General features: G+C 73.6%; 23 protein-coding genes. 16 read left to right on the forward strand and 7 right to left on the reverse strand.

The features are described 5' to 3' along the window. Nucleotides 1-37 precede the first annotated feature (37 nt). Entirely contained in the window at nucleotides 38-958 is a 921-nt protein-coding gene (locus ACWCYY_RS28175; protein ID WP_380149859.1) for a glutaminase, read from the forward strand. Nucleotides 959-1,022: 64 nt separating this feature from the next. On the opposite strand, the gene ACWCYY_RS28180 is transcribed toward ACWCYY_RS28175, so the two are convergent. Next, nucleotides 1,023-1,301, reverse strand: a complete 279-nt coding sequence (locus ACWCYY_RS28180; RefSeq protein ID WP_380149860.1) for an HPr family phosphocarrier protein — start codon at nucleotides 1,299-1,301, stop codon at nucleotides 1,023-1,025. Between the two features lie 295 nt (nucleotides 1,302-1,596). On the opposite strand from ACWCYY_RS28180, the gene ACWCYY_RS28185 reads away from it, so the two are divergent. From ACWCYY_RS28185 to ACWCYY_RS28200, 4 genes are all read left to right on the forward strand, one after another. Next, nucleotides 1,597-4,371, forward strand: a complete 2,775-nt coding sequence (locus ACWCYY_RS28185) for a bifunctional acetate--CoA ligase family protein/GNAT family N-acetyltransferase (protein WP_449797619.1) — start codon at nucleotides 1,597-1,599, stop codon at nucleotides 4,369-4,371. Between the two features lie 94 nt (nucleotides 4,372-4,465). After that, a complete protein-coding gene (locus ACWCYY_RS28190; RefSeq protein WP_345283238.1) occupies nucleotides 4,466-5,053 on the forward strand; it encodes a DUF5998 family protein in 588 nt (195 codons plus the stop codon). 9 nt (nucleotides 5,054-5,062) lie between these two features. After that, nucleotides 5,063-6,232, forward strand: a complete 1,170-nt coding sequence (locus ACWCYY_RS28195) for an alkaline phosphatase family protein (protein ID WP_345283240.1) — start codon at nucleotides 5,063-5,065, stop codon at nucleotides 6,230-6,232. Between the two features lie 41 nt (nucleotides 6,233-6,273). Further along, nucleotides 6,274-6,939, forward strand: coding sequence for a thymidine kinase (locus ACWCYY_RS28200; protein WP_345283242.1), 666 nt, complete (start codon nucleotides 6,274-6,276; stop codon nucleotides 6,937-6,939). Between the two features lie 23 nt (nucleotides 6,940-6,962). On the opposite strand, the gene ACWCYY_RS28205 is transcribed toward ACWCYY_RS28200, so the two are convergent. Next, nucleotides 6,963-7,670 carry a VOC family protein gene (locus tag ACWCYY_RS28205; protein WP_449797620.1) on the reverse strand — a complete coding sequence of 236 codons (708 nt, stop codon included), beginning with the start codon at nucleotides 7,668-7,670 and terminating at the stop codon, nucleotides 6,963-6,965. 132 nt (nucleotides 7,671-7,802) lie between these two features. On the opposite strand from ACWCYY_RS28205, the gene ACWCYY_RS28210 reads away from it, so the two are divergent. Then, nucleotides 7,803-8,642, forward strand: a complete 840-nt coding sequence (locus tag ACWCYY_RS28210; RefSeq protein ID WP_449797621.1) for a sulfurtransferase — start codon at nucleotides 7,803-7,805, stop codon at nucleotides 8,640-8,642. A 103-nt stretch (nucleotides 8,643-8,745) separates the two neighbouring features. Here the strand turns inward: ACWCYY_RS28210 and sepH are convergent, their stop codons facing one another. Continuing rightward, on the reverse strand, nucleotides 8,746-9,813 hold the full coding sequence (gene sepH / locus ACWCYY_RS28215) for a septation protein SepH (RefSeq protein WP_345283248.1): 1,068 nt from the start codon (nucleotides 9,811-9,813) through the stop codon (nucleotides 8,746-8,748). 438 nt (nucleotides 9,814-10,251) lie between these two features. On the opposite strand from sepH, the gene ACWCYY_RS28220 reads away from it, so the two are divergent. Further along, nucleotides 10,252-11,040 carry a hypothetical protein gene (locus ACWCYY_RS28220; protein WP_449797622.1) on the forward strand — a complete coding sequence of 263 codons (789 nt, stop codon included), beginning with the start codon at nucleotides 10,252-10,254 and terminating at the stop codon, nucleotides 11,038-11,040. Nucleotides 11,041-11,047: 7 nt separating this feature from the next. Here the strand turns inward: ACWCYY_RS28220 and ACWCYY_RS28225 are convergent, their stop codons facing one another. Together ACWCYY_RS28225 and ACWCYY_RS28230 are read right to left on the reverse strand one after the other, a co-directional pair. Next, nucleotides 11,048-12,352, reverse strand: a complete 1,305-nt coding sequence (locus ACWCYY_RS28225) for a D-arabinono-1,4-lactone oxidase (RefSeq protein ID WP_345283252.1) — start codon at nucleotides 12,350-12,352, stop codon at nucleotides 11,048-11,050. Between the two features lie 123 nt (nucleotides 12,353-12,475). After that, nucleotides 12,476-13,714, reverse strand: a complete 1,239-nt coding sequence (locus tag ACWCYY_RS28230; protein WP_380149862.1) for an MFS transporter — start codon at nucleotides 13,712-13,714, stop codon at nucleotides 12,476-12,478. Nucleotides 13,715-13,840: 126 nt separating this feature from the next. Here ACWCYY_RS28230 and ACWCYY_RS28235 point away from each other — a divergent pair, with 126 nt between their 5' ends. Next, a complete protein-coding gene (locus tag ACWCYY_RS28235) occupies nucleotides 13,841-14,986 on the forward strand; it encodes a ferrochelatase (RefSeq protein ID WP_449797623.1) in 1,146 nt (381 codons plus the stop codon). A 72-nt stretch (nucleotides 14,987-15,058) separates the two neighbouring features. Then, nucleotides 15,059-15,853, forward strand: coding sequence for an inositol monophosphatase family protein (locus ACWCYY_RS28240; RefSeq protein WP_345288506.1), 795 nt, complete (start codon nucleotides 15,059-15,061; stop codon nucleotides 15,851-15,853). A 135-nt stretch (nucleotides 15,854-15,988) separates the two neighbouring features. Here ACWCYY_RS28240 and ACWCYY_RS28245 read toward each other — a convergent pair whose 3' ends face one another. Next, complete coding sequence (locus tag ACWCYY_RS28245; protein ID WP_345288508.1) at nucleotides 15,989-16,174, reverse strand: hypothetical protein; 186 nt, start codon at nucleotides 16,172-16,174, stop codon at nucleotides 15,989-15,991. A gap of 654 nt (nucleotides 16,175-16,828) precedes the next feature. Here ACWCYY_RS28245 and ACWCYY_RS28250 point away from each other — a divergent pair. The 4 genes from ACWCYY_RS28250 to ACWCYY_RS28265 all read left to right on the forward strand — a co-directional run bounded on the left by ACWCYY_RS28250 (nucleotide 16,829) and on the right by ACWCYY_RS28265 (nucleotide 20,920). After that, nucleotides 16,829-17,482, forward strand: a complete 654-nt coding sequence (locus tag ACWCYY_RS28250) for a response regulator transcription factor (protein ID WP_345288510.1) — start codon at nucleotides 16,829-16,831, stop codon at nucleotides 17,480-17,482. A gap of 99 nt (nucleotides 17,483-17,581) precedes the next feature. Further along, nucleotides 17,582-18,880: a sensor histidine kinase gene (locus tag ACWCYY_RS28255; protein WP_449797624.1), complete on the forward strand. Its 1,299-nt coding sequence runs from the start codon at nucleotides 17,582-17,584 to the stop codon at nucleotides 18,878-18,880. 289 nt (nucleotides 18,881-19,169) lie between these two features. Continuing rightward, nucleotides 19,170-20,171, forward strand: coding sequence for an acyl-ACP desaturase (locus tag ACWCYY_RS28260; protein ID WP_380149864.1), 1,002 nt, complete (start codon nucleotides 19,170-19,172; stop codon nucleotides 20,169-20,171). Between the two features lie 449 nt (nucleotides 20,172-20,620). Next, nucleotides 20,621-20,920, forward strand: a complete 300-nt coding sequence (locus ACWCYY_RS28265; protein WP_345288514.1) for a DUF4193 domain-containing protein — start codon at nucleotides 20,621-20,623, stop codon at nucleotides 20,918-20,920. A gap of 251 nt (nucleotides 20,921-21,171) precedes the next feature. Here the strand turns inward: ACWCYY_RS28265 and ACWCYY_RS28270 are convergent, their stop codons facing one another. Further along, on the reverse strand, nucleotides 21,172-21,624 hold the full coding sequence (locus ACWCYY_RS28270) for a DUF3093 domain-containing protein (RefSeq protein ID WP_345288516.1): 453 nt from the start codon (nucleotides 21,622-21,624) through the stop codon (nucleotides 21,172-21,174). 140 nt (nucleotides 21,625-21,764) lie between these two features. Between ACWCYY_RS28270 and ACWCYY_RS28275 the strand changes: the two genes are divergently transcribed. Genes ACWCYY_RS28275 through ACWCYY_RS28285 form a run of 3 tightly spaced genes read left to right on the forward strand, consistent with a single transcriptional unit; the run spans nucleotide 21,765 to nucleotide 23,725 of the window. After that, nucleotides 21,765-22,385: a PaaI family thioesterase gene (locus ACWCYY_RS28275; protein ID WP_449797625.1), complete on the forward strand. Its 621-nt coding sequence runs from the start codon at nucleotides 21,765-21,767 to the stop codon at nucleotides 22,383-22,385. Beyond that, nucleotides 22,382-22,870, forward strand: a complete 489-nt coding sequence (gene dut, locus ACWCYY_RS28280) for a dUTP diphosphatase (protein ID WP_345288520.1) — start codon at nucleotides 22,382-22,384, stop codon at nucleotides 22,868-22,870. The genes ACWCYY_RS28275 and dut overlap by 4 nt, the downstream gene beginning before the upstream one ends. A 57-nt stretch (nucleotides 22,871-22,927) precedes the next feature. After that, nucleotides 22,928-23,725 carry a DUF3710 domain-containing protein gene (locus tag ACWCYY_RS28285; protein ID WP_449797626.1) on the forward strand — a complete coding sequence of 266 codons (798 nt, stop codon included), beginning with the start codon at nucleotides 22,928-22,930 and terminating at the stop codon, nucleotides 23,723-23,725. Nucleotides 23,726-23,990 lie beyond the last annotated feature (265 nt).

Below are 23,990 nucleotides of genomic sequence, written 5' to 3' on the forward strand. Positions count from 1 at the left end.
TTTCGACTGGTGGGACGCGTGCTCGCACAATGGCCGGGTGGACTACCAGCAGCTCTTGCACCAGGCGATGGCGACCGCGCTGAGCGCGCCCGAGCGCGGCCGGCCGGCCGACTACATCCCGGCCCTGGCGGCGGTCGACCCGACGGCGTTCGGCATGGCCATCGCGACGGTGGACGGTGAGGTGTACGGCGCGGGGGACTGGGAGACGCCGTTCTCGGTGCAGAGCGTCTCCAAGCTGTTCACCCTGGCGCTGGCCCTCGCCGAGGGCGGGGAGGACGGCGACGCGCTGTGGCGGCGGGTCGGCCGGGAGCCGTCCGGCAATCCGTTCAACTCGCTGGTGCAGCTGGAGACGGAGCAGGGCATCCCGCGCAACCCGTTCATCAACGCCGGCGCCCTGGTGGTGACGGACCGTCTGCTGGAGCTGACCGGGGACGCGGTCGGCGCGGTGCGGGACTTCCTGCGGGCGGAGTCGGGCAACGAGGCGATCGAGGTGGACGACGCGGTGGCCGCCTCGGAGGCCCGGCACGGGCACCGGAACGCGGCGCTGGCGCACTTCATCGCCAGCTACGGGAACCTGCGCAACCCGGTGGAGAGCGTGCTGGCGCACTACTACGCGCACTGTGCGATGACCGCGAGCTGCCGGGACCTGGCGCTGGTGGGGCGGTTCCTGGCCCGGCACGGGGTGCGGGCGGACGGGTCGCGGCTGCTGAGCCGGAGCGAGGCGAAGCGGGTGAACGCGGTGCTGCTCACCTGCGGCACGTACGACGCGGCGGGGGAGTTCGCCTTCCGGGTCGGGCTGCCCGGCAAGAGCGGGGTCGGCGGCGGGATCCTGGCGGTGCTGCCGGGGCGCGGGGCGGTCTGCGTGTGGAGCCCGGGGCTGGACCAGGCGGGGAACTCGGTGCTGGGCGTGGCGGCGCTGGACGCGCTGACCACGGCCACGGGGTGGTCGGTGTTCTGAGGTCCGGGCGCACGGAAGGGGCGCGCCGCCGGCTGACCGGTGGCGCGCCCCTTCGGATGGTGCGTCAGGCGGCGGGGAGCTCGTCCAGGCCCTCCTGGACCAGCTTCGCCAGGCGGTCCAGCGCCTCGTCCGCGCCCTCGGCGTCGGAGGCCAGGACGACCGGGTCGCCGCCCTGGGCGCCGAGGCCCAGCAGCGCCAGCATGGAGGCGGCGTTGACCGGGTTGCCGCCCTCCTTGGCGATGGTGACGGGCACGCCCACGGCGGTCGCCGCCCGGACGAAGACGGAGGCGGGACGGGCGTGCAGGCCCTCGGCCCAACCGATGGTGACGCGGCGCTCAGCCATGTGACGTGCCTTTCAGGTGGTGCTGGTGGAGCTGGGTTGTCTAGACCAGTGTCGCATGCAAACGGCGAGGTCGCGCCGGTGCGGGACTCTTTGGTGGCCAAAGTCCCAGCCTGCCCGGGACCACCCGCGGTGCCGGGCAGGCTCGCCGGGGCGAAGGGGTGAGGGGGCCGCTGCGCGGAGCCGGGGGGAGGGCGGGGGAGGGGCCCGGGCCGAGCCGGAAGCGCAGGCGGGGCCCGCCGGGCCGCCGGGGTGAGAGGCCTGCTCGGTGGAGGCCGGGAGCGTCTAACCTGACGCTGTGGAAGACGGTGCGCCGCACGGCGACGAGCACAGCTACCCCCAGCACTGGGAGGCCGACGTCCTGCTGCGCGACGGCGGCACGGCCCGGATCCGCCCGATCACCGAGGCCGACGCCGACCGGCTGGTGGAGTTCTACGAACAGGTCTCGGACCAGTCGAAGTACTTCCGGTTCTTCGCGCCGTACCCCCGGCTCTCCGACAAGGACGTCCGCCGCTTCACCCACCACGACTACGTCAACCGGGTCGGCCTGGCCGTCGTGGTGCGGGACCGCTTCATCGCCACCGTCCGCTACGACCGGATCGACCCGGACGGCCGCCCCTCCATCACCGGGACGGACGCCGAGGTGGCCTTCCTGGTGCAGGACGCCCACCAGGGCCGCGGCGTGGCCTCGGCGCTGCTGGAGCACATCGCGGCCGTGGCCCAGGAGCGCGGCATCCGCCGCTTCCAGGCCGAGGTGCTGCCGGAGAACCGGAAGATGGTGAAGGTCTTCACCGACGCGGGCTACGTCCAGCGCCGGTCCTTCGCCGACGGCGTGGTGCACCTGGAGTTCGACCTGGAGCCCACCGACTCCGCGCTGGCGGTGATGCGGGCCCGCGAGCACCGGGCCGAGGCGCGTTCGGTGCAGCGGCTGCTGACGCCCCGTTCGGTCGCGGTGATCGGGGTCTCCCGCCAGCCGCAGTCGGTCGGCCGCTCGCTGCTGCGCAACCTGCGCGGCGGCGGCTTCGCGGGCGAGCTGTTCGCGGTGAACCGGAACGCGGAGCCGGGCACCCCGATCGACGGCGTGCCCAGCCACCGCTCGGTGCTGGAGATCCCCGGCCCGGTGGACCTGGCGGTGATCGCCGTCCCGGCGCCCGCCGTGCCGCAGGCCGTCGCCGAGTGCGGGGCGCACGGCGTGCAGGGCCTGGTGGTGGTCACCGCCGGCTACGCGGAGACCGGTCCGGAGGGGCGGGACCGCCAGCGGGCCTTGGTGCGCCAGGCCCGGGCGGCCGGGATGCGGGTGATCGGGCCGAACGCCTTCGGCCTGGTGAACACCGATCCCGAGCGGCCGTTGAACGCCTCGCTCTCCCCGGCGCTGCCCGGCCGGGGCCCGTTCGGCCTGTTCTGCCAGTCCGGGGCGATCGGGGTGGCGCTGCTGGAGACCGCGCACCGCCGGGGCCTGGGGATCTCCTCCTTCGCCTCGGTCGGCAACCGTGCCGACGTCTCCGGCAACGACTGGCTGCAGTACTGGGAGGACGATCCGGCGACCGAGGTGGTGCTGCTCTACCTGGAGTCCTTCGGCAACCCGCGGAAGTTCACCCGGATCGCCCGGCGCCTAGCCGCGAGCAAGCCGGTGGTGGTGGTCAAGGGGGCCCGGCACACCGGCAGCCTGCCGCCCGGCCACGCCGTGCAGCCGGCCTCCAGCGGGCTGCGGGACGAGACCGTGGACGCGCTGTTCCAGCAGGCCGGGGTGGTCCGGGTGGAGACCATCACCGAGCTGTTCGACACCGGGGAGCTGCTGGCCTTCCAGCCGCTCCCGGCCGGGGACCGCGTCGCTGTGGTGGGCAACTCGGACTCGCTCGGACTGCTCACCCACGACGCCTGCCTGAGCGCCGGCCTGCGCCCCGGCACCCCGGTGGACCTGACCACCGGCGCCACCGGCGAGAACTTCCGGATCGCGCTGGACACCGCGCTGGCCGACCCGGCGGTGGACGCGGTGATCGCGGTGACCATCCCGCCGATCGCCACCCACCGCCCACCGACCGAACGCGGCGCCCAGGAGCCGGAGTTCGCCGACGCCCTGATCGAAGTGGCCGGAAGGGCAAGGGAGTTGGGCAAGCCGCTGCTGCTCGCCCACCTGGCGCTGACCGACCTGCCCGAGCGGCTCAAGGCGGCCCGGATCCCGGCCTACCCGGCACCCGAGCGGGCCGTGCACGCGCTGGCCCAGGCGGCCCGCTACGCCGACTGGCGCCGCCGCACCGCCGAGGCCGAGCAGACCGCCCGGGTCCCCGAGCTGGACCGGATCGCCGAGGACCGGGCCCGCGCCCTGGTGGAGGCCGCCCTGCAGACCAGGACGGCGGTGGCGGCCCGGACCCAGCCCGGCGGCGCGCGGATCGTCCTCTCCGACGAGCAGGCCGCCGAGCTGCTCGGCCACTACGGCATCGACGTCCACCCCGCGCTGCCCGCGCCCGACGAGGAGAGCGCCCTGCGGGCGGCCGCCGCGCTCGGCTACCCCGTCGCGCTCAAGGCCACCGCCGAGCACCTGCGCCACCGCGCCGACCTGGGCAGCGTCCGCCTGGACCTCACCGGGGAGCCCGGACTGCGGCGCGCCTTCCGGGAGCTGGACGCGCTGCTGGGCGGAGCGGCCAGGGCCCGGCTGGTGGTGCAGCGGCTCGCGCCGCGCGGGGTGGACACCGTGATCGGCGCCACCGTCGACCCGGCGGTCGGCGCGATCCTCTCCTTCGGCCTGGCCGGCGCCCCGTCCCAGCTGCTCGGCGACGTCGCACACCGGCTGGTCCCGGCCACCGACCAGGACGTCTCGGCGCTGGTCCGCGAGGTGCGGGCGGCCCCGCTGCTGTTCGGCTGGCGGGGCGCCGAGCCGGTGGACACCGGGGCCCTGGAGGAGCTGCTGCTGCGGGTCTCCCGGCTGGTGGACGACCTCCCGGAGGTGGCCTCGGTGGACCTGGACCCGGTGGTGGTGGCACCGCGCGGGCTGGCCGTGCTGGCGGCCCGGGTGCGGATCGCGCCGCTGCCGGTCCGCAGCGATCTGGGGCCGCGCGCCATGAGCACCCTGTAACCTTCCTAGGTTGTGTCCGACACCGGACGCGAAGAGGCCGGAAGTCCGGCGCAGCGCCGACCGCCACGTCGGCGGGACATGCCAGGATGGAGCTATGGCGAAGACCGGTACCACCACCACCCAGGACCTGCGGTCGGCGATCGAGCGCAGCGGCTACTACCCGGCCCTGGTGTCGGAGGCCGTGGAGTCGGCGGTGGGCTCCGAGCCGATCGTCTCCTACCTGGTCCACCAGGAGACCACCTTCGACTCCAACGAGGTGCGCCGCCACGTGACCGTCCTGGTGCTGACGCCGAGCCGGTTCGTGGTCAGCCACACCGACGAGCAGAACGCCGACGGGTCCAACCCGGTGCCGTACGCCACCACCTCCACCGAGTGCGTCCGGATCGACCGGATCAACTCCGTGGTGCTCTCCCGGATGGTGGCCAACCCCGAGACGTACACCCCCGGCACGCTGCCGCGCGAGGTGGTGCTGACCATCGGCTGGGGCGCCGTCCAGCGGATCGACCTGGAGCCGGCCGGCTGCTCGGACCCGAACTGCGAGGCCGACCACGGCTACACCGGTTCGGCCACCGCCGACGACCTGTCGCTGCGGGTCAGCGAGGCCGGGGACGGTCCGGAGACGGTCGCGCAGTCGCTGGTCTTCGCCCGGGCGCTGTCCGAGGCCACCATCAACCGGGGCTGACGCACCTTCATGACCACGCACCTCGGGTACGACGACTTCGAGATCCTCGACCCCTCCGACGCCCCCGTGCCGCGCTACGGCACCGGCGCGCTCTCCGACCTGCTGCCCGCGGTGGCGGCCGGCTTCGGCCTGGCCGGCTTCGCCGACGGCCTCGGCCTGGAGCCCGCCGACCGGGTCTGCGTCTTCCTGGTGGACGGCCTGGGCTACGAGCTGATCAAGCGGAACCCGGACTACGCGCCGTTCCTGAACGCGCTGATCGCGGCGGGCGGACGCTCCGTCACCTCCGGCTTCCCGTCCACCACCGCCACCTCGCTGGCCTCGGTCGGCACCGGCCTGCCGCCCGGCGCGCACGGGCTGGCCGGGTACACGGTGGCCGTGCCGGGGCGCGACCAGCTGATGAACCAGCTGCGCTGGCAGCCCCCGGTGCCGCCGCGCGAGTGGCAGCCGCACCCCACCGTCTTCGAGCGGGTGCACCAGGCGGGCGTGGCCACCGCACAGGTCTCCTCGCCGCTGTTCGCCCAGACCCCGCTCACCCAGGTGGCGCTCTCCGGCGGCACCTTCCTCGGCCGCACCACCGGCGAGGAGCGGATGGACCTGGCCGCCCAGTGGCTGGCCGAGCACGACCGCGCGCTGGTCTACACCTACGTCAGCGAGCTGGACGGCACCGGCCACCGGTACGGGGTGGACTCGGGCGAGTGGCGGATGGCGCTGTTCGCGGTGGACCGGCTGGCCAAGCGGCTGGCCGAGCAGCTGCCGCCGCGCTCGGCGATGTACGTCACCGCCGACCACGGCATGATCGACGTCGCCCCCGAGGACCGGATCGACTTCGACGAGGACTGGGAGCTGGGCGCGGGCGTCGCCCTGCTCGGCGGCGAGGGCCGGGCCCGGCACGTGTACGCGGTGCCCGGGGCGGCCGGCGACGTCTTCACGGTCTGGAGCGAGGTGCTGGGCGACAGGTTCTGGGTGGCCACCCGGGACCAGGCGATCGCGGCCGGCTGGTTCGGCCCGGTGGTCGAGGACCGGGTGTACCACCGGATCGGCGACGTGGTGGCGGCCGCCCGCGACGACGTCGCGGTGATCGCCTCGCGCCGCGAGCCCGGCGAGTCCTCGATGATCGGCCTGCACGGGTCGATGACGGCGGTGGAGCAGATCGTGCCGCTGCTCGAAGTCCGCAGCTGACCGACCCCAGCTCTCACGACCGAAAGGCCCCCGTTCCACCCATGGCTGACCTGGTGTTCTTCTCGGGCACGATGGACTGCGGCAAGTCGACGCTCGCGCTCCAACTCGACCACAACCACGCCGCCCGGGGCCGACGGGGCATCATCTTCTCCCGGCACGACCGGGCCGGCGCCTCCACCATCTCCAGCCGGCTCGGCCTGCGCGCCGAGGCCAAGGAGGTGACCGACGGCTTCGACTTCCACGCCCACGTGGTGCACCTGCTGTCGGCCGGCGGCAAGGTCGACTACCTGATCTGCGACGAGGCCAACTTCTACACCGCCGAGCAGGTCGACCAGCTGGCCCGGGTGGTGGACGAACTCTCCATCGACGTCTTCACCTTCGGCATCACCACCGACTTCCGCACCCGGCTCTTCCCCGGCTCGCAGCGCCTGATCGAGCTGGCCGACCGGGTCGAGGTGCTCCAGGTCGAGGCGCTCTGCTGGTGCGGAGCCCGGGCCACCCACAACGCCCGCACGGTCGGCGGGGTGATGGTGGTCGAGGGCGCCCAGGTGGTGGTCGGTGACATCGCCAAGAGCGAGGCCGAGGTCGGCTACGAGGTGCTCTGCCGCCGCCACCACCGGCGCAGGCTGACCGCCGCCACCGCCCGTGCCTCGGTGCTCTCGCCCGACGTGCTGCCGTTCGGCGAGGCGGGCGCCCAACAGGCCTGATTTGCCGCTCTCCTGAGCCTGCGTCAGGAGACCGCGATCACCGAGAAGCGCGCGCCCTGCGGATCGGCCAGCCGGGCCACCCGGTCGTGCCCGGTGTCGTGCGGGGAGACCAGCACCCGCCCGCCCAGCCGCTCGGCCAGGTCGGCCGTCAGGTCCGGGTCGGTGACGCCGAAGTGGACCCGCCAGCGCGGCGGCCCGTCCCGCAGCTCCTCCCCGCTCCGGAAGGTCCGCTCCGGGCCGGCCCCGAAGACCGCGTCGTAGAAGTACCCGGCGCCCTCCCGGTCCGGGGTCAGCAGCTCCACCCGGGCCGGGGCACCCGGCACGCCGACCAGCTCCCAGCCGGTGTGCTCCTCGCCCTGCCAGAGGCCGAACACCGCGCCCGTCACGTCCGCCGCGATGGCGACGCGCCCGGCCCGCTCGGCCTGCACCGGGCCGACCGCCACGGTGCCGCCGCACTCCCGGATCCGCTGCGCCACGTCGTCGGCCTGGTCCACCGCGAAGTACGTCGTCCACTCCACCCCGTGCCCCGAGCCGGGCGGCGTGACGCCCAGCCCGGCCACCCGGGCCCCGCCCAGGGTGGCGCGCACGTAGCCGCCGAACGGGGTCGGCCCCGGCTCGAACTCCCAACCCAGCAGGGCGCGGTAGAACTCCTGCGCGCCCTCCGGATCGCCGGTCATCAGGCTCACCCAGCAGGGCGTGCCCTGGGCAAGCCGTGCCTTCACCGCGGTCATGGCGGTCCTCCTCGGAGTGCTCCGGTCGCAGGGGAATGGTTCCACCGCGAAGGCGGACTCGTGGTGTACATGCCCCGGCGAGCCGCGCAAAGACCGTACAAAGGAGGGAGTTTCGGAGGAAGAATGGCGCGCATGAGCACCCCTTCCCCCCTGATCGACGTCGAGGAGCTGGCCGCCGCCCTCGGCGGCGCCGACGCCCCCGCCCTGCTGGACGTCCGCTGGGCCCTGGGCGGCCCGCCCGGCGCCGAGGAGTACGCGGCCGGCCACCTGCCCGGCGCCCACTACGTGGACCTGGACCGGGAGTTGGCCGCCCCGCCGGGTGCCGCCGGGCGGCACCCGCTGCCCGACCCGGAGGTGTTCGGTGCCGCACTGCGCCGCGCCGGGGTGCGGGCCGACCGGCCCGTGGTGGTCTACGACGCCGGGCCGGCCACCTCGGCCGCCCGGGCCTGGTGGCTGCTGCGCTGGGCCGGCCACCGGGACGTCCGGGTGCTCGACGGCGGTCTGGCCGCCTGGACGGCGGCGGGCGGCCCGCTGACCACGGAGGCCCCGGCCGGCGGCGGCGGGGACTTCAAGCCCGAGCCGGGCGCGCTGCCCACCGTGGACGCCGGCGGTGCGGCCGAACTCGCCCGCACCGGGCTGCTGTTGGACGCCCGTGCGGGGGAGCGCTACCGCGGCGAGGTCGAGCCGGTGGACCCGCGGGCCGGGCACATCCCCGGCGCGGTCTCCGCCCCGACCACCGAGAACCTGGCCGCCGACGGCCGCTTCCTGCCCGCCGGCGAGCTGGCCGTGCGGTTCCGCGCACTCGGCGTCGAGGAGGCCTCCGGGGTGGCGGTCTACTGCGGCTCCGGCGTCACCGCCGCGCACGAGCTGCTGGCCCTCGCGGTGGCCGGCCACCACGGGGCCGCGCTCTACCCGGGCTCCTGGAGCGAGTGGTCGGCCGACCCGGCCAACCCGGCCGCGACCGGCGCCTGAGACGGCCGACCCTGCCGCGACCGGGTGCCGGCCCGGCCCCGGAACGCGGCGGAGGCGGGGCCCCTCGGGGCCCCGCCTCCCGCGCTCACGGCCTGACGGCCGGTCAGTCCTGCTTCTTGCGGCGCGAACCGAAGACGATCTCGTCCCAGCTCGGCACCGTGGCCCGCCGACCGGGCCGGACCCCGTCCGCCTCGGCCTGCCGGTCGGTGGTGCCGACCAGCCGCTCGCGGTGCGGCGCGACCGCCCGCGGCATCAGGATGTCCGCGTACGCCGAACCGGCGCCGACGCTGGCCGCCGGAGCGGCCTCCTCGACCTCATCCGGCTCGGCCTCGGCCGCCACCACCGGTTCGATGGCGGGCACGAAGGAGGGCACCACGTCCAGCAGGCTGGTCAGCGGGTCGCGGACCTCGGCGGTGGCCGCCGCCGCGGTGACCTCCCGGACCTCGCGCACCTCCCGGGCCATGATCCGGTCGGCCGAGGGCCGCTCGATCATCGGGCGGGACGGACGGTCCTGGGGCAGCCGGGCGATCCGCGGGATGAACGGGAAGACGGAGTCCTCCTCCCGCTCCACGTTCTCGCCGATCAGCGCCCGTGCCTCGTCGTCGTTCGGCTGCACCAGCCGGCGCGGCGGGTCGTACGTCCAGCCGGCGCTGCGGCCCTCGCCGTCGGCCCGGTAGGAGAGGATGACCTCCCAGGTGCCGTCGTCGCGCCGCCAGGAGTCCCAGCGTTCGGTGTCCTTCTCCGCCCCGCGCAGCGCGAGGCGCTCGGCGACGGCCTCGCCGAGCTGCGGGCCGGTGGTCTCGCCGTGCCGGCGGATCGCGGTCTTGCGGGCGCGCTCGGCCATGAACGCGCGCTCGGCCAGCACCGGACCCTCGAAGCGGCGCACCCGGTCCACGGAGATGCCGGCGGCCTGGGCGACCTCCTCGGCGGAGGCACCGGCTCGTATCCGCGCCTGGATGTCCCGCGGGCGCAGGTGGCTCTCGACCTCGATCTCGATCTGGCCGAGGCGCGGGCGGTCACCACGGATGGCGGCGCGCAGCCGCTCGTCGATGGGGAGGGTGTACTCCGTGCTGTCGGCAGCCTTGAGCACCAGCCGTGTGCCGTCGTTGCTGACGGCCACGACGCGCAGTTCGGGCACGGTTACCTCCCGGGTGGTGCCTGCCGACGTCACCTGCGTCGCTGCTCCCGTACTGAGTGTGGCCTGCCCACTCACGACTGGCCACAACCTTGCAGAGTTACTCGGCGTGTCGGGCTTCCGCCCTGACGCACCGTTGTGGCACGGTTGCCTGTTTGCCACGTCGCCGGTCGACGTCGCGCCCGGGGGCCCCGGCCGCCGTCCGCTGGACAGCCGACACTGATGACCGAGGCTCAGGCTCCACGAACAGTACTCCATTCGTGGCATCCAGAGGGGCGGCTCGCCGCTCAAGTCTCCCCGGATTCAGGGGAATCTCAAGGGCGGGCACTCCAATAGCCGACGGTCGGTCAGTGCGCGGTGATCATCTTCACATATATCGGCGGCCAAGAACCAGATTTTCGCCCGTTGTGTCCTCCTTTGTGCAAGATGGAGGGACTTTTCCGGATGAACAGCCGTACCGACCGAGGGATGTTGATGCCCCAGCAGCGCACCGAAGCGACCACCACCGAGGAGAAGGAGGGGGAGGGCGGCCGACGGCGGATCGACCTGAGCGTGGCCCAGGTGGCCGCGAGCGCGCTGGCCACGATCGTCGGCGCGCTGCTCGCCTCCGAGCTGGGCGTCTACGGCACCATCCTGGGCGCCGCGGTGGTCTCGATCGGTGCCACCACGGGGAGCGCGGTCCTCCAGCACTGGTTCCGGCGCGGTGGGGAGCAACTCCGTCAGGTCGTGGACCGCACCCAGGGGTCGAAGCGGGATCCGCTGCCCGAGGTCACCGAGGTGTCCGAGCTGTCCGAGGAGTGGAACGACCCGACCACGGTGCGGGCCAAGCGGCGCTGGACCTGGAGGACGTACCTGGCGGTCTCGGGGCTGGTGTTCGCGCTGGCGATGGTGCCGATCGTGTCCTTCGAGCTGATCACCGGTCAGCCGGTGGCGGCCACCGTCAAGGGCGAGCAGGGCCAGGGCACCTCCTTCGGGGGCACGGTCGAGAAGTCCCCGCCGTCTCCTGACACCTCGTCGGAGGAGAAGCAGCAGCCGGGGGCCACGCCGAGCGGAGGCCCGTCCGGGACTCCGTCCGGGACGCCGAGCGGGACGCCCTCGGGAAGTCCGTCCTCCTCGCCCTCTTCCTCCCCCTCCGGCAGCCCGAGCCCGACGCCGACGCCGAGCCCGACCCCCAGCCCGACCCCGTCGCCGACCCCGACGCAGGGCACGACCCCTTCCGGCGAGCCCGCGGCGCAGCCGCCGTCCGGGAGCCCCTCGCCCTGACCGGCCGTCAGTCCCCGAGCACCCGGCGCAGGTAGTCGTTGGCGAACAGCCGGCCCGGGTCGACCTTGTCGCGCAGCGCGGTGAAGTCGCCGAAGTGCGGATAGACCGAGGCCAGGTACTCGGCGTCGCGGGTGTGCAGCTTCCCCCAGTGCGGGCGGCCCTGGTGAGCGGTCATCAGCTTCTCCACCTCGGTGAAGTAGCCCTGCTCGTGGGTGCCCCGGTAGAGGTGGACGGCTATGTAGACGCTGTCCCGGCCGTTGGCGGTGGAGAGCCAGAGGTCGTCGGCGGGTGCCACCCGCACCTCGACCGGGAAGCTGACCTTCCAGTCGGAGCGCTCGACCAGCGCCTTGAGCTCGCGCAGCACGGTGGTGGCCGCCGCGCGCGGGACGGCGTACTCCATCTCGGTGAAACGCACCGTGCGCGGGCTGGTGTACACCTTGTACGCGACGTCGGTGAAGGTCCGCTCGGACCAGGCGCGGCTGGCCAGCTGGGCGATGGTGGGGATCGAGCCGGGGAAGCGGCGGCCGACCCGGCAGGCGCCCTCCCAGACGGTGTTGGAGAGGAACTCGTCGTCCAGCCAGGCCTTGAAGCGCGGCAGCGGGGCGGCCGGGCCCTGGCTGCGGTTGTTCCGCTTCACCGAGCAGCGGTCGGTGTGCGGGAACCAGTAGAACTCGAAGTGCTCGTTGACGGCGGCCAGCTCCTCGAAGGAGCCGAGCACCTCCTCGAAGCCCATCGGCCGCTCGTGCGCGGTGAGCAGGAAGAGCGGCTCCACCGCGAAGGTCAGCGCGCTGACCACGCCGAGCGCGCCGAGGCCCAGCCGGGCGCCCTGGTACAGCTCGGCGTTCTGCTGCGCCGAGCACTGCTGCACCGAGCCGTCGGCCAGCACGATCTCCACCGCCCGCAGCTGCGCGGCCAGCGAGCCGGAGTCGCGGCCGGTGCCGTGGGTGCCGGTGCTGGTGGCCCCGGCGACGGTCTGCACCTCGATGTCGCCCATGTTGGTCAGGGAGAGGCCGGCCGCCTCCAGGGTCCGGTTGAGCTTCCAGAGCGGGAAGCCGGACTCGACGGTGACGGTGCCGGCCTCGCGGTCGATGCCGCGCAGCGCGGACAGGCCGTCGGGGTGGATCAGCAGGCCGTCCCCGGCGGAGGCGATCGCGGTGAAGGAGTGGCCGGAGCCGACCGCCTTCACCGTCCGGCCCTGCTCGGCGGCGTGGCCGATCAGGGCCGACAGTTCCTCGACCGAGCGCGGCGTCGCCGTCCGGCTCGGCCGGGCGCTCTGGTTTCCGGCCCAGTTCCGCCAGGTGGCCTGGGGCATGGGGGTGCCTCCGCTCCGGGCCTCGGCCCGCTCCGTACCGGTGGGTAGGGGGAGCGTAGTCGCCGCGCGCCCCGGAAAACAGGGGTCCGGGGCACGCCGACGATCATTCGGAGGGGAGCGGTCTCAGACCGCCACGGGCTGCTGCGCCTCGGGGGCGGGCAGCCCCGCGCGCAGCCGCCGGATGCCGCCGAGGGCGACCAGCGCGCCGAAGGCGGCGGAGGCCACCGGCACCCAGTACCCGGCCGAGGCGCCGGCCGCGTCCACCACCAGGCCGCCGGCCGAGGAGCCGAGTGCCACGCCCAGGGCCAGGCCGGTGGTGGTCCAGGTCATCCCCTCGGTCAGCTGGGTGGCCGGCACCAGCCGCTCGACCAGCGCCATCGCGGTGATCAGGGTCGGCGAGATGGAGATGCCGGCCACGAACAGCGCGGCGCTGATCGCGACCAGCCCGGCGGTGCCGTGCACCAGCGAGCCGACCACCACCAGCGGCACCATGCTGGCCGCCATCAGCGCGACCCCGACCAGGAAGCGGGTGGCCATCGATCCGGTGAGCTTCAGCGTCCCGAACACCACCCCGGCCAGGCAGGAGCCGAGCGCGTAGATCGCCAGCACCACGCCGGTCAGGCTCTTGTGCCCCTCGGCCTCGGCGTAGGCCAGGGTGACCACCTCGACCGAACCGAAGACCGCGCCGGTCGCCACGAAGGTGGCCACCAGCACCTGGAGACCCTTGGAGAAGATCGCCGACCGCCCGGCCCGGTGCTCCTCGGTGCGCACCGGCGGCTCGGTCCGCCGCTGGGCGGTGAAGAGCAGCACGCCGACCAGCAGGAAGACCCCGGCCAGCAGCACGCCGGCCTCCGGGAAGACGCTGGTGGCCAGCGTGACGGAGAGGATCGGGCCGATGATGAAGCAGATCTCGTCCACCACCGCCTCGAAGGAGTACGCGGTGTGCAGCTTGGGCGGGGTCGAGCTGTACAGGTTGGCCCAGCGGGCCCGGACCATCGAGCCGGCGCTGGGCATCACGCCCATCCCGATCGCGGGCAGGAAGAGCGTCCAGCTGGGCGCCCCGGCCCGGGCCAGCAGCAGCAGGACCACCGCCGCGGCGACCGTGACCGCCGTCGCGGGCAGGGTGATCCGCCGCTGTCCGTAGCGGTCGACCAGCCGGGAGACCTGTGGGCCGAGCACCGCGGCCGAGACGGCCATGGCGGCCGAGACCGCGCTGGCCAGCCCGTAGGAGCCGCGCAGCTGGGACAGCATGGTGATGATGCCGATGCCGGTCATCGAGATCGGCATCCGGGCTATGAATCCGGAGAACGAGAAGGCCAGGGTGCCGGGGGCGGCGAAGATCTGGCGGTAGCTGGACAGCACGGGGGAGCTCCGCTGGTGGGGTAAGGAACACGGATCGCATACACAGCTTACGAGCCTGGGCAACCGATATTTCCGTTCTGTGGACCTGCGCCGGGGAACGGGCCCTTTGGTGGCAGGATCGGTGCCATGCCCGACTCGCGCACCCTCACGCCCGGCTCCGGCCCGGCCCCGTACGACGCCCTGCTGCTGCTCTCCTTCGGCGGCCCGGAGGCCCCCGAGGACGTGGTCCCCTTCCTGGAGAACGTCACCCGCGGCCGGGGCATCCCGAAGGAGCGGCTGGCCGAGGTCGGCAAGCACTACTTCCTGTTCGGCGGGGTCAGCCCGATCAACGAGCAGAACCGGGAGCTGCTGGCCGCCCTCCGCAAGGACTTCGCCGACCACGGCCTGGACCTGCCGGTCTACTGGGGCAACCGGAACTGGGCGCCCTACCTGACCGACACCCTGCGCGAGCTGGCCGCCGACGGCCACCGCCGGGTGCTGGTGCTGGCCACCAGCGCCTACGCCGGCTACTCCGGCTGCCGCCAGTACCGGGAGAACCTGGCCGACGCGCTGGCCGCCCTGGAGGCGGAGGGCGTCACCGGGCTGGGCGTGGACAAGCTGCGCCACTTCTACAACCACCCCGGCTTCGTCGAGCCGATGGTGGACGCCACCCTCGCCGCCCTGGAGGGGCTGCCCGCCGCGGCCCGCGACGGTGCCCACCTCGCCTTCACCACGCACTCCATCCCGGACGCGATGGCCGACGGCTCCGGCGCCCCCGACGACCCGGCCCGGGGCGAGCCCGGCGGCGCGTACGTGGCCCAGCACCTGGAGGTGGCCCGGCTGGTCGCCGAGGCCGTCGCCGAGCGCACGGGCGTGACGGGCCGTCCGTGGCAGCTGGTCTACCAGAGCCGCAGCGGCGCGCCGCACGTCCCGTGGCTGGAGCCGGACATCTGCGACCACCTGGAGGGCCTGAAGGAGGCCGGTGCCCCGGCCGCCGTGATGGTGCCGATCGGCTTCGTCTCCGACCACATGGAGGTCAAGTACGACCTCGACACCGAGGCCACCGCCAAGGCCGCCGAGCTGGACCTGCCGGTCACCCGGGCCGCCACGGTCGGCGCCGACCCGCGCTTCACCGCCGCCGTGCGCGAGCTGGTGCTGGAGCGCGCGGCCGCCGAACGCGGGGAGCGCCCCGAACGGTGTGCGCTCGGGGCGCTCGGCCCCAGCCACGACGTGTGCGCCGTCGCCTGCTGCCCCAACCCGCGCGCCCCGCGTCCGGCCGCCGCCGAACGCTGAGCCGCCGAGCCGAACTGACGCGGCGTCGTCCTGACGCCGCGTCACCCTGACGGACCGTCGGAAGGAAACCCCGTGCCCGATCCCGCCCTGCTCGACGAACTCCTCGACGTGGCACTGGAGGCCGCCACCAAGGCCGGCGCCCTGCTCCACGACGGCCGCCCGGCCGACCTCGGGGTGGCCGCCACCAAGAGCAGCCCGGTGGACGTGGTGACCGAGATGGACCTCGCCTCCGAGAAGCTCGTCCTGGAGCTGATCGGCACCCGCCGCCCGCAGGACGGCTACCTCGGCGAGGAGGGCGCCGACCGGCCCGGCACCAGCGGGGTGCGCTGGGTGGTCGACCCGCTCGACGGCACCGTCAACTACCTGTACGGGCTGCCCTCCTGGGGCGTCAGCGTGGCCGCCGAGCTGGACGGGCGGGCCGTGGTCGGGGTGGTCGCCGTCCCGGCCCGGGGGGAGCTCTTCCACGCCGTGCTCGGCCGCGGCGCCCACCTGGACGGCGCCCCGATCCGCTGCCGCCCGGCCCCGCCCTGGGGCCAGGCCCTGGTCTCCACCGGCTTCAACTACGTGCGGGCCGTCCGGGAGGAGCAGGCCCGGGTGCTGCTCGGCCTGCTCCCGGAGGTCCGGGACATCCGCCGGGGCGGCGCCGCGGCGGTCGACCTGTGCGACCTGGCGGCGGGCCGGCTGGACGCCTTCTACGAGCGCGGCCTGCACGCCTGGGACCGGGCCGCCGGGCTGCTGATCGTCGCCGAAGCGGGCGGGGTCTCCGGCGGCCGCCCCGGCGAACCGGCCGGCGACGGGCTCACGGTGGCCGCGCCGCCGGCCACCTTCGAGCGCCTCACCGCCCGGCTGGCCGAGCTCGGCGCCTGACGGGCCGCAGCCGCACGCGCGCCCCCGGCTCCCGCACCCCGTACCCGTTGTGCCCGGGCAGCACGAAGCCCTGGCACACGGGGGGTGCCAGGGCTCGGTCTGTGCGGGTGGCGCGGCGGTGCGGGTGGCGCTGGGTCAGGCGGCGGAGCGGTGCAGCTCCTGCACCGGGTCGACGCCGTGTTCGGCGGCGAGCCGGCGGAGGTCGTCCAGCTCGGACTGCTCGACCTCGGCGAGGAACTCGTCCCCGGAGGCGAGAGCGCGGTGCAGGTCTTCCTCGGCGTTCCTTATGCGCTGGATGATCCCGGCGGTGAAGGCGTCCATTCGGGCCCCCTTACGGTGTCGGACGGGCACGGTCCGGCGTTCCCCGATCCGGATGACGGCGACAACGGGAACGCCCCAGCCGGGCTCCCTGCTCCCCCGGCTGGTGCGTCAACGGCCTGCGGCCGCCCTATGTGACTCCGAAACCCGGACCGGTGCGGATGAACGCACGGCGGGTGGTGACCACGATCGGCGTTCGGCGCGATCGTGGGTGTGCAGCTCTACTCCCCGCCACCACCGCCGGGAAACCTGACGGGGACGGAAAGTTGCCCGCGTCACAGTCCGAACACGGAACCGTTCGACCTGACGTGCCCTGGCCGAGACCGACCGGCAGTCGGGGGGCGGCGTCGCGGCGTTGGGGTGCGCACCTCGCCGGCTTCTCCTCGGTCGCCGATGCTCCGCATGGACTTCCTCGTCGGCGCCGCCGAGGCACGCACCCCAACGCCGCTCCTTCTTCCACCCCCCGACTGCCGGTCGGTCTTATCGCTGCTTTACCGCCCGACCAGGCAGGATGGAGCCACCGTCGGACCGCTGTGCCCGGCCCCGCCGCCGCAAGGCCGGTGGGTGTCCGCGCCGGTGTCCGCGCCCGGCCGCACCACGGCCTGCCCGGGCACCGCCACGGTGGGCCGCAGCCAAGCCGTAGAAGGGACAACCACCGTGCGGGTTCTCGTCGTGGAGGACGAGCAGCTGCTCGCCGAAGCAGTGGCCACCGGTCTGCGCCGGGAGGCCATGGCCGTCGACGTGGTCTACGACGGGGAGGCCGCGCTCCAGCGCATCGCGGTCAACGACTACGACGTGGTGGTGCTCGACCGCGACCTGCCTCTGGTGCACGGCGACGACGTCTGCCGCAGCATCGTCGAGCAGGGCCTCGCCACCCGGGTGATCATGCTGACCGCCTCCGGCGACATCAGCGACCGGGTCGAGGGCCTGGAGATCGGCGCCGACGACTACCTGCCCAAGCCCTTCGCCTTCAGTGAGCTGGTGGCCCGGGTCAGGGCGCTCGGCCGCCGGGCCACCGTCCCGCTGCCGCCGGTGCTGGAGCGGGCCGGGATCTCGCTGGACCCGGGCCGCCGCGAGGTGCTGCGGGACGAGCGGCCGATCCAGCTGGCCCCCAAGGAGTTCGCCGTGCTGGAGGTCCTGATGCGGGCCGGCGGCGCCGTGGTCTCGGCCGAGCAGCTGCTGGAGAAGGCTTGGGACGAGCACACCGACCCGTTCACCAACGTGGTCCGGGTGACCGTGATGACGCTGCGCCGCAAGCTCGGCGACCCGGCCGTCATCGTCACCGTGCCCGGTTCCGGCTACCGGATCTGAGTCCGGGCCAGCCGACCTGACGCCGCGTCAGCCCGACCGGCCCCACCCACCACCGGCCCCGGACCGCCCCGGCCCCGGACCGCACCCGAGAGGACAGCCATGACCACCCCGCCCTCGCCCGGCGGGTCCTCCGGCGCGCCCGGAGGCACCCCGGCACCGCCGCAGCCGACCCAACCCCCGGCCGTGGCAGCGGCCCCGTCGCCGGCCGAGCCGGCGAGCGGCGGCGGACTGTTCGGCTGGCTCCAGCTGCGCCCGACCATCCGGATCCGGCTCACCCTGCTGTACGGCGGGATGTTCCTGATGGCCGGCGTGCTGCTGTTGCTGCTCATGTACTACTTCGTCCAGCAGGCCTTCCACGACGCCTCGCTGCCGTACATCAGGCTCGGGCCGAACGTGCAGGTCGCCCTGCCGAACGGCCAGGTGGCCACCGAGGGCACGTTCAACCAGCTGATCCGGGAGTACCAGCAGCAGGAGTCCGCGGACTCGCTCACCACCCTGCTGCGCAAGTCGCTGACCGTCATGGTCTGCCTGGCCGTGATCGCCTTCATCCTCGGCTACGCACTGGCCGGCCGGGTGCTCCAGCCGCTCAACCGGATCACCCGCACCGCCCGCGAGGTGGTCGGGTCGGACCTGCACCGCCGGATCGACATGGACGGCCCGGACGACGAGCTCAAGGAGCTCGCCGACACCTTCGACGAGATGCTGGAGCGGCTCGACCGGGCCTTCGACTCCCAGCGCAGGTTCGTCGCCAACGCCTCGCACGAGCTGCGGACCCCGCTGGCGATCAACCGGACCCTGCTGGAGGTCCAGCTCTCCGATCCGGGGGCCTCGCCCGACCTCCAGCAGCTCGGCAAGACCCTGCTGGCCACCAACGAGCGCAGCGAGCAGCTGGTCGAGGGCCTGCTGCTGCTCGCCCGCAGCGACAACGAGCTGACCGAGCGCCGCCCGGTCGAACTGTCCGAGGTGGCCCAGCGGGCGGTGGAGGTGACCAAGCCGGAGGCGGCCGGCCGCGAGGTGGAGGTGCGCTCCCAGCTGCACCCCGCCGTGGTCGGCGGGAACGGCGTGCTGCTGGAGCGGATCGCGCTCAACCTGCTGCAGAACGGCATCCGCTACAACACCCCCGGCGGCTGGGTGGAGATCACCAGCGCCCCCGCCCCGGGCGGTGGGGGAGAGCTGACGGTCAGCAACACCGGGCCGGTGGTGCCCGGCTACGAGCTGGAGCACATCTTCGAGCCGTTCCGCCGGGTCAAGGGCGCGGACCGGACCAGGAGCGACAAGGGGGTCGGCCTGGGCCTGTCCATCGTCCGCTCGGTGGTCCGGGCGCACGGAGGCGCCATCGAGGCCACCGCGCGCCCCGGGGGCGGGCTCACCATCCGGGTCCGGATCCCGGGAGTCTGACCTCCGGGCGTCCCCGCGCCGCCCCGCCGTCCCCGTGCCCCCGCAGCCGCCCCCACCGGCCGCCCCGGTGCCTCCGCGTCGCTCCGTGTCCGGAGCATTCCGTTACGTCCACGATCGCCCAACAGCCGCCTCCGCCAGGCAAGTCAGCCGACATATGCCCTGGCGGGGGCGGCTTGTCTTTTGCCGCCGGGAGAACTTACGGTGTCGTAACCTACGCAGCCGTAAGGTGGATCGCAGCCACCCAGGCCCGACCGCGACCGCCGTCGTCCCTGCCCGCCCGAGGAGCACCGTGACCATCGCACCCGTGCAGCGCACCGTCGCCGCCCCCACCGCCGCCCCGCTCGCGACCACCGGCTGGACCGACGCGCGGCTGATCATGGCGCTCGAGGAGGTCGTGGAGACGGAGCTCAACCGGCACCTGAAGGTGGCCAAGGAGTGGATGCCGCACGAGTTCGTGCCGTGGAGCCAGGGCCGGGACTTCGACGGCGTGCTGGGCGGCGAGGCCTGGTCGCTGGACCAGTCGCAGGTGACGCCGCTCGGCCGGGTCTCCCTGGTGGTCAACCTGCTGACCGAGGACAACCTCCCCAGCTACCACCACGAGATCGCCACCATGTTCGGCCGCGAGGGCGCCTGGGGCACCTGGGTCCACCGCTGGACGGCCGAGGAGGGCCGGCACGGGATAGCCATCCGTGACTACCTGCTGGCCACGCGTGCGGTCGACCCGGTGGAGCTGGAGCGGGCCCGGATGTCGCACATGTCGGAGGGCTTCGAGTCCGACAACGCGCACAGCATGCTGCACTCGGTGGCCTACGTGGCCTTCCAGGAGCTGGCCACCCGGATCTCGCACCGCAACACCGGCAAGTGCGCCGGCGAGCCCCTCGCCGACCAGCTGCTGGCGAAGATCGCGAACGACGAGAACCTGCACATGATCTTCTACCGGAACCTGCTCAAGGCCGCCCTGGAGATCGCCCCGGACCAGGCCATGCGGGCCGTCGCCGACGTGGTGATCAACTTCCGGATGCCCGGCCACGGCATCCCGGGCTTCGAGCGCGCGGCGGCCCAGATCGCCATCGGCGGCGTCTACAACCTGCGGATCCACCACGACGACGTGCTGCAGCCGGTGCTGCGCCACCTCAAGGTGATGGAGATCGGGGGCCTGGGCCCGGAGGGCCTGCTGGCCCAGCAGGAGCTCGGCGCCTTCCTGGACGGGCTGGACGCGCAGGCCACCAAGTTCGACGAGCGGCAGGCCGCCCTGCTCGCGCGCAGGGCCGCCGCGGCCGCTCGGAAGTAGTCGCGGGGCAGGAGGATTCTTCGGGATTTGCCCGAAAAGTTCAGACTGTGACGGATCTCACACAAACGCCCTCGACCCGTTCGGATGATCTCTCTTGGTGATCACCGATCAGGGTGAATCGGCTCCGCAGGGTGACGGCCCGTTCGGCGGGGACAATTGTCGACGTAGCGTCAAATCCATGGCGTTGCAGGTAAGTTGGCGAATTGTCCCCTCGGTGGCCGTCGCTCAGCGTGACCATCCGAGTGCCCTGTCGCACCGGCGGTGGCAGCTCTGCGTGAACCCCTGACGGCCCCTCAGGACGTGCCCCAGGGGGCCGTTTGAGGGTGTCGATTGAGTAACGGGGCTTGAAGTAAGGCAAAATCTCGGCCTCGGGTCGGGCACAAGACCGGCCCCCCATGCGTTACGTGCGCTGGAGATACCCGCACACACCCAGAGGGGGAGAGCGAACAATGGCAACGGACTACGACACCCCACGCAAGACTGACGACGACGTCAACGAAGACAGCATCGAGGAGCTCAAGGCTCGCCGGAACGAGAAGTCCGGCAGCTCGGTGGACGTCGACGAGTTCGACGCCAACGAGGGCCTGGAGCTCCCCGGCGCCGACCTGTCCAACGAGGAGCTCTCCGTCCGGGTGCTGCCGCGCCAGGCGGACGAGTTCACCTGCATGAGCTGCTTCCTGGTGCACCACCGCAGCCAGCTGGCCGGCGAGAAGAACGGCCAGCCCATCTGCGTGGACTGCGGCGCCTGAGCCGGAGCGGGAACGGCCCGGGTCCGACGGTCACCGCCGGCCCGGCACACCACCCCGCCCGGCCTTGGGCAGCAAGGCCGGAGGCAGCAGCAGCGGCCGCTCCGGCGGTCGCGCCCGCACCACCGCACGGCCGGTCCGTCCGGCCGAGCGGCAGCAGTACCGGAACACAGGGACGGTCCCGCGTGACACCACGCGGAGCCGTCCCTCCTCCGTGTCCGGGGCCGCCCGGCGCGGACCTGCGCCGCTCGGGCCTACTTGGTGCGCCCGACCCGGCGGGCGTCGGCCAGGGCGTCGGCCAGCTTCTGCGGCGAGCGGGTGGACAGGTAGACGTACGGCGTCGGGTCGGCCGGGTCGGTCACCTCGACCCGGAGGGCCGTCGGGACGTAGCTGCGCAGCAGCATGAAGGCGCGCGGATCGGCCTTGCTGGTCCGCCAGGCGACCGTCTCGGCGGGGTTCAGCACGTGCGCGGTGCCCAGCGCCTCGGCGGGGATCCGGGCCTGCCCCGCCACCAGCGAGCCCTGCACCACCCGGATCCGGGCGGAGCCGTAGCTGCTCAGCGCGGCCGCGCCGAGGACCAGGCCGATCACCAGCGCGACCAGGGCCGCGACGGCGTCGAACCGGATCATGATCAGGCCCAGCGTGAGGCCGAGCGCGACGGGCAGCAGCCACCAGCTGCGCGGGACGGTGAGGCGTTCGTCGTACATGCCTCCATTGTGGGTGCGCCAACGCCGCCCACGGCCTCCGGGGGCCCCGCCGGAGGCCCGCCCGGGCACCTCGGGCGTCCGTGCGGGCGGGCGCCGGACACCCCGTGCACCGGAAGCTACCCGCCGGTAGGGTCGCGGGCGTGAACGCCTCCACCGACACCCCCACCGCGGCGCCCGCCCCACCGGCGCTCCCGCCCACCACCCCGCCCGCCGAGGCCGTGCTGCCGCCCCGTCACCCCCAGGCACCGGCGCCCGGCACCCACCTCGGCTCGCACTACGACCACTGCTTCGGCTGCGGCCCGCAGCACCCCCAGGGCCTCCAGCTCGACGCGGTGGCCGGGGAGGGCCTGGAGGTCACCGCCCGCTTCACCGTCCGCCCCAGCCACCAGGGCGGCCCCGGCCTGGCCCACGGCGGCGTCCTGATGACCGCCATGGACGAGACCATCGGCACCCTCAACTGGCTGCTGAACGCCCCCGCCGTCACCGGCCGCCTGGAGTGCGACTTCGTCCGCCCGGTGCCCGTCGACTCGGAGCTGCACATCCACGCCCGGATCACCGGTGTGCACGGCCGCAAGATCTACAGCGCCGCCGAGGGCCGGATCGGCGGACCTGACGGACCGGTCGCGATCCGCGCCCAGGCACTCTTCATCCAGGTGAAGCTGGAACACTTCACCACGCACGGTCGTCCCGAGGACATCAAGAAGGCCATGGACGACCCGGACCTGTTCAAACGCGCCCGAGCCTTTGAGGTGAACCCGTGAGCACCACCGCCCGCCCGCCGGTAGACGTCCTGATCACCCGGCTGGACCCGGAGATCCCGCTGCCCGCGTACGAGCACCCCGGCGACGCCGGCGCCGACCTGCGCACCACCGAGGACGCCGAGCTGGCCCCGGGCGAGCGGGCCGTGCTCCCCACCGGCATGGCGATCGCCCTGCCCGACGGTTACGCGGCCTTCGTGCACCCGCGCTCCGGCCTCGCGGCCCGGTGCGGCGTTGCCCTGGTGAACGCCCCGGGGACGGTCGACGCCGGGTACCGTGGTGAGATCAAGGTGATCGTCGTCAATCTGGACCCGCGCGAGCCCGTGAAGTTCCGCCGGGGGGACCGGATCGCCCAGCTGGTCATCCAGCAGGTCGAGAAGGCCCTCTTCCACGAGGTGGCCGAACTGCCCGGTTCGTCCCGGGGAGAAGGCGGGTTCGGGTCGACCGGAGGTCACGACAGGGTTACCATGCCCGCGCCAGCGCAGTAGCCGAGCAGTAGTCGAGCAGGTATTCGCATCGGTCTTGGACCGGGAAGGACAGTGACCGTGTTCCGTCGTCGCCAGAAGAGCGAGGACGCTGTCGAGCAGCTCGCCGACGACGCCATCAGCGCCGACGAGACGGCCGATGACGTCGAAGGTTCCGCCGACTCCGAGAGCGAGAACAGCATCGACCCCGCCGACCGGGTCGGCCTGCCGCCGGCCCCGCGCCCGGAGGGCCCCTGGGACGTCTCCGAGCTCGAGACCCCGCAGGACGGCCGGGTGGACCTCGGCGGTCTGCTGATCCCCGGCGTCGAGGGCATGGAGCTCCGGGTGGAGGTGGCCGGCGACGCGATCGTGGCCGCCACCCTGGTCCTGGGCAACAGCGCCATCCAGCTGCAGGCCTTCGCCGCCCCCAAGTCCGAGGGCATCTGGGGCGAGGTCCGCGAGGAGATCGCCACCGGCATCACCCAGCAGGGCGGTCTGGTCGAGGAGGAGGAGGGCCCGCTGGGCTGGCACCTCCGCGCCCAGGTCCCGGTCCAGCTCCCGGACGGCACCCAGGGTGTCCAGCTGGTCCGCTTCGTCGGCTGCGACGGCCCGCGCTGGTTCCTCCGCGGCGTCATCTCCGGCCAGGCCGCGGTCCAGCCCGAGATGGCGGGCGTCCTGGAGCAGGTCTTCCAGCAGACCGTCGTGGTCCGCGGCGAGACCCCCATGGCCCCCCGCGACCCGATCGTCCTCAAGCTCCCCGAGGACGCCCAGATGGTCGCCGACGGCGGCGCGGGCGTTGTCGAGGGCGCCAGCTCCCGCTTCGCGGACGCCTCGCTCGACCCCTTCGCCCGCGGCCCGGAGATCACCGAGGTCCGCTGACGCGCAGCGCGCTTCGCCCCCCGCCCGGTCCGCCGGGCGGGGGCGATTTGCTTGTGGGGCGCCGATCCCCGTACAGTTCCGGAGTCGCCGCGAGAGCAGCGAACAAAAGCAGGTCAGATGGATGAAACTCCGGTGAAACGGAGCGGAAAACGTCTGATAAGCTGGGAAAAACGAACGAAGCGCCCGGAGGGCCCGCTGGAAGGCGGACCGAAGGAAGCCACCGTTCCTTGAGAACTCAACAGCGTGCCAAAAGTCAACGCCAGAT

It is taken from the genome of Kitasatospora sp. NPDC001664 (assembly GCF_053596675.1).

Coding starts and splice junctions, on each gene's coding strand:
- ACWCYY_RS28205 (WP_449797620.1), bottom strand. CDS start 7,670: ATGACCGCGGTGAAGGCACGGCTTGCCCAGGGCACGCCCTGCTGGGTG.
- ACWCYY_RS28265 (WP_345288514.1), top strand. CDS start 20,621: ATGGCAACGGACTACGACACCCCACGCAAGACTGACGACGACGTCAAC.
- ACWCYY_RS28245 (WP_345288508.1), bottom strand. CDS start 16,174: ATGGACGCCTTCACCGCCGGGATCATCCAGCGCATAAGGAACGCCGAG.
- ACWCYY_RS28200 (WP_345283242.1), top strand. CDS start 6,274: ATGGCTGACCTGGTGTTCTTCTCGGGCACGATGGACTGCGGCAAGTCG.
- ACWCYY_RS28225 (WP_345283252.1), bottom strand. CDS start 12,352: ATGCCCCAGGCCACCTGGCGGAACTGGGCCGGAAACCAGAGCGCCCGG.
- ACWCYY_RS28195 (WP_345283240.1), top strand. CDS start 5,063: ATGACCACGCACCTCGGGTACGACGACTTCGAGATCCTCGACCCCTCC.
- ACWCYY_RS28190 (WP_345283238.1), top strand. CDS start 4,466: ATGGCGAAGACCGGTACCACCACCACCCAGGACCTGCGGTCGGCGATC.
- ACWCYY_RS28235 (WP_449797623.1), top strand. CDS start 13,841: ATGCCCGACTCGCGCACCCTCACGCCCGGCTCCGGCCCGGCCCCGTAC.
- ACWCYY_RS28220 (WP_449797622.1), top strand. CDS start 10,252: ATGCCCCAGCAGCGCACCGAAGCGACCACCACCGAGGAGAAGGAGGGG.
- ACWCYY_RS28180 (WP_380149860.1), bottom strand. CDS start 1,301: ATGGCTGAGCGCCGCGTCACCATCGGTTGGGCCGAGGGCCTGCACGCC.
- ACWCYY_RS28255 (WP_449797624.1), top strand. CDS start 17,582: ATGACCACCCCGCCCTCGCCCGGCGGGTCCTCCGGCGCGCCCGGAGGC.
- ACWCYY_RS28210 (WP_449797621.1), top strand. CDS start 7,803: ATGAGCACCCCTTCCCCCCTGATCGACGTCGAGGAGCTGGCCGCCGCC.
- ACWCYY_RS28270 (WP_345288516.1), bottom strand. CDS start 21,624: ATGTACGACGAACGCCTCACCGTCCCGCGCAGCTGGTGGCTGCTGCCC.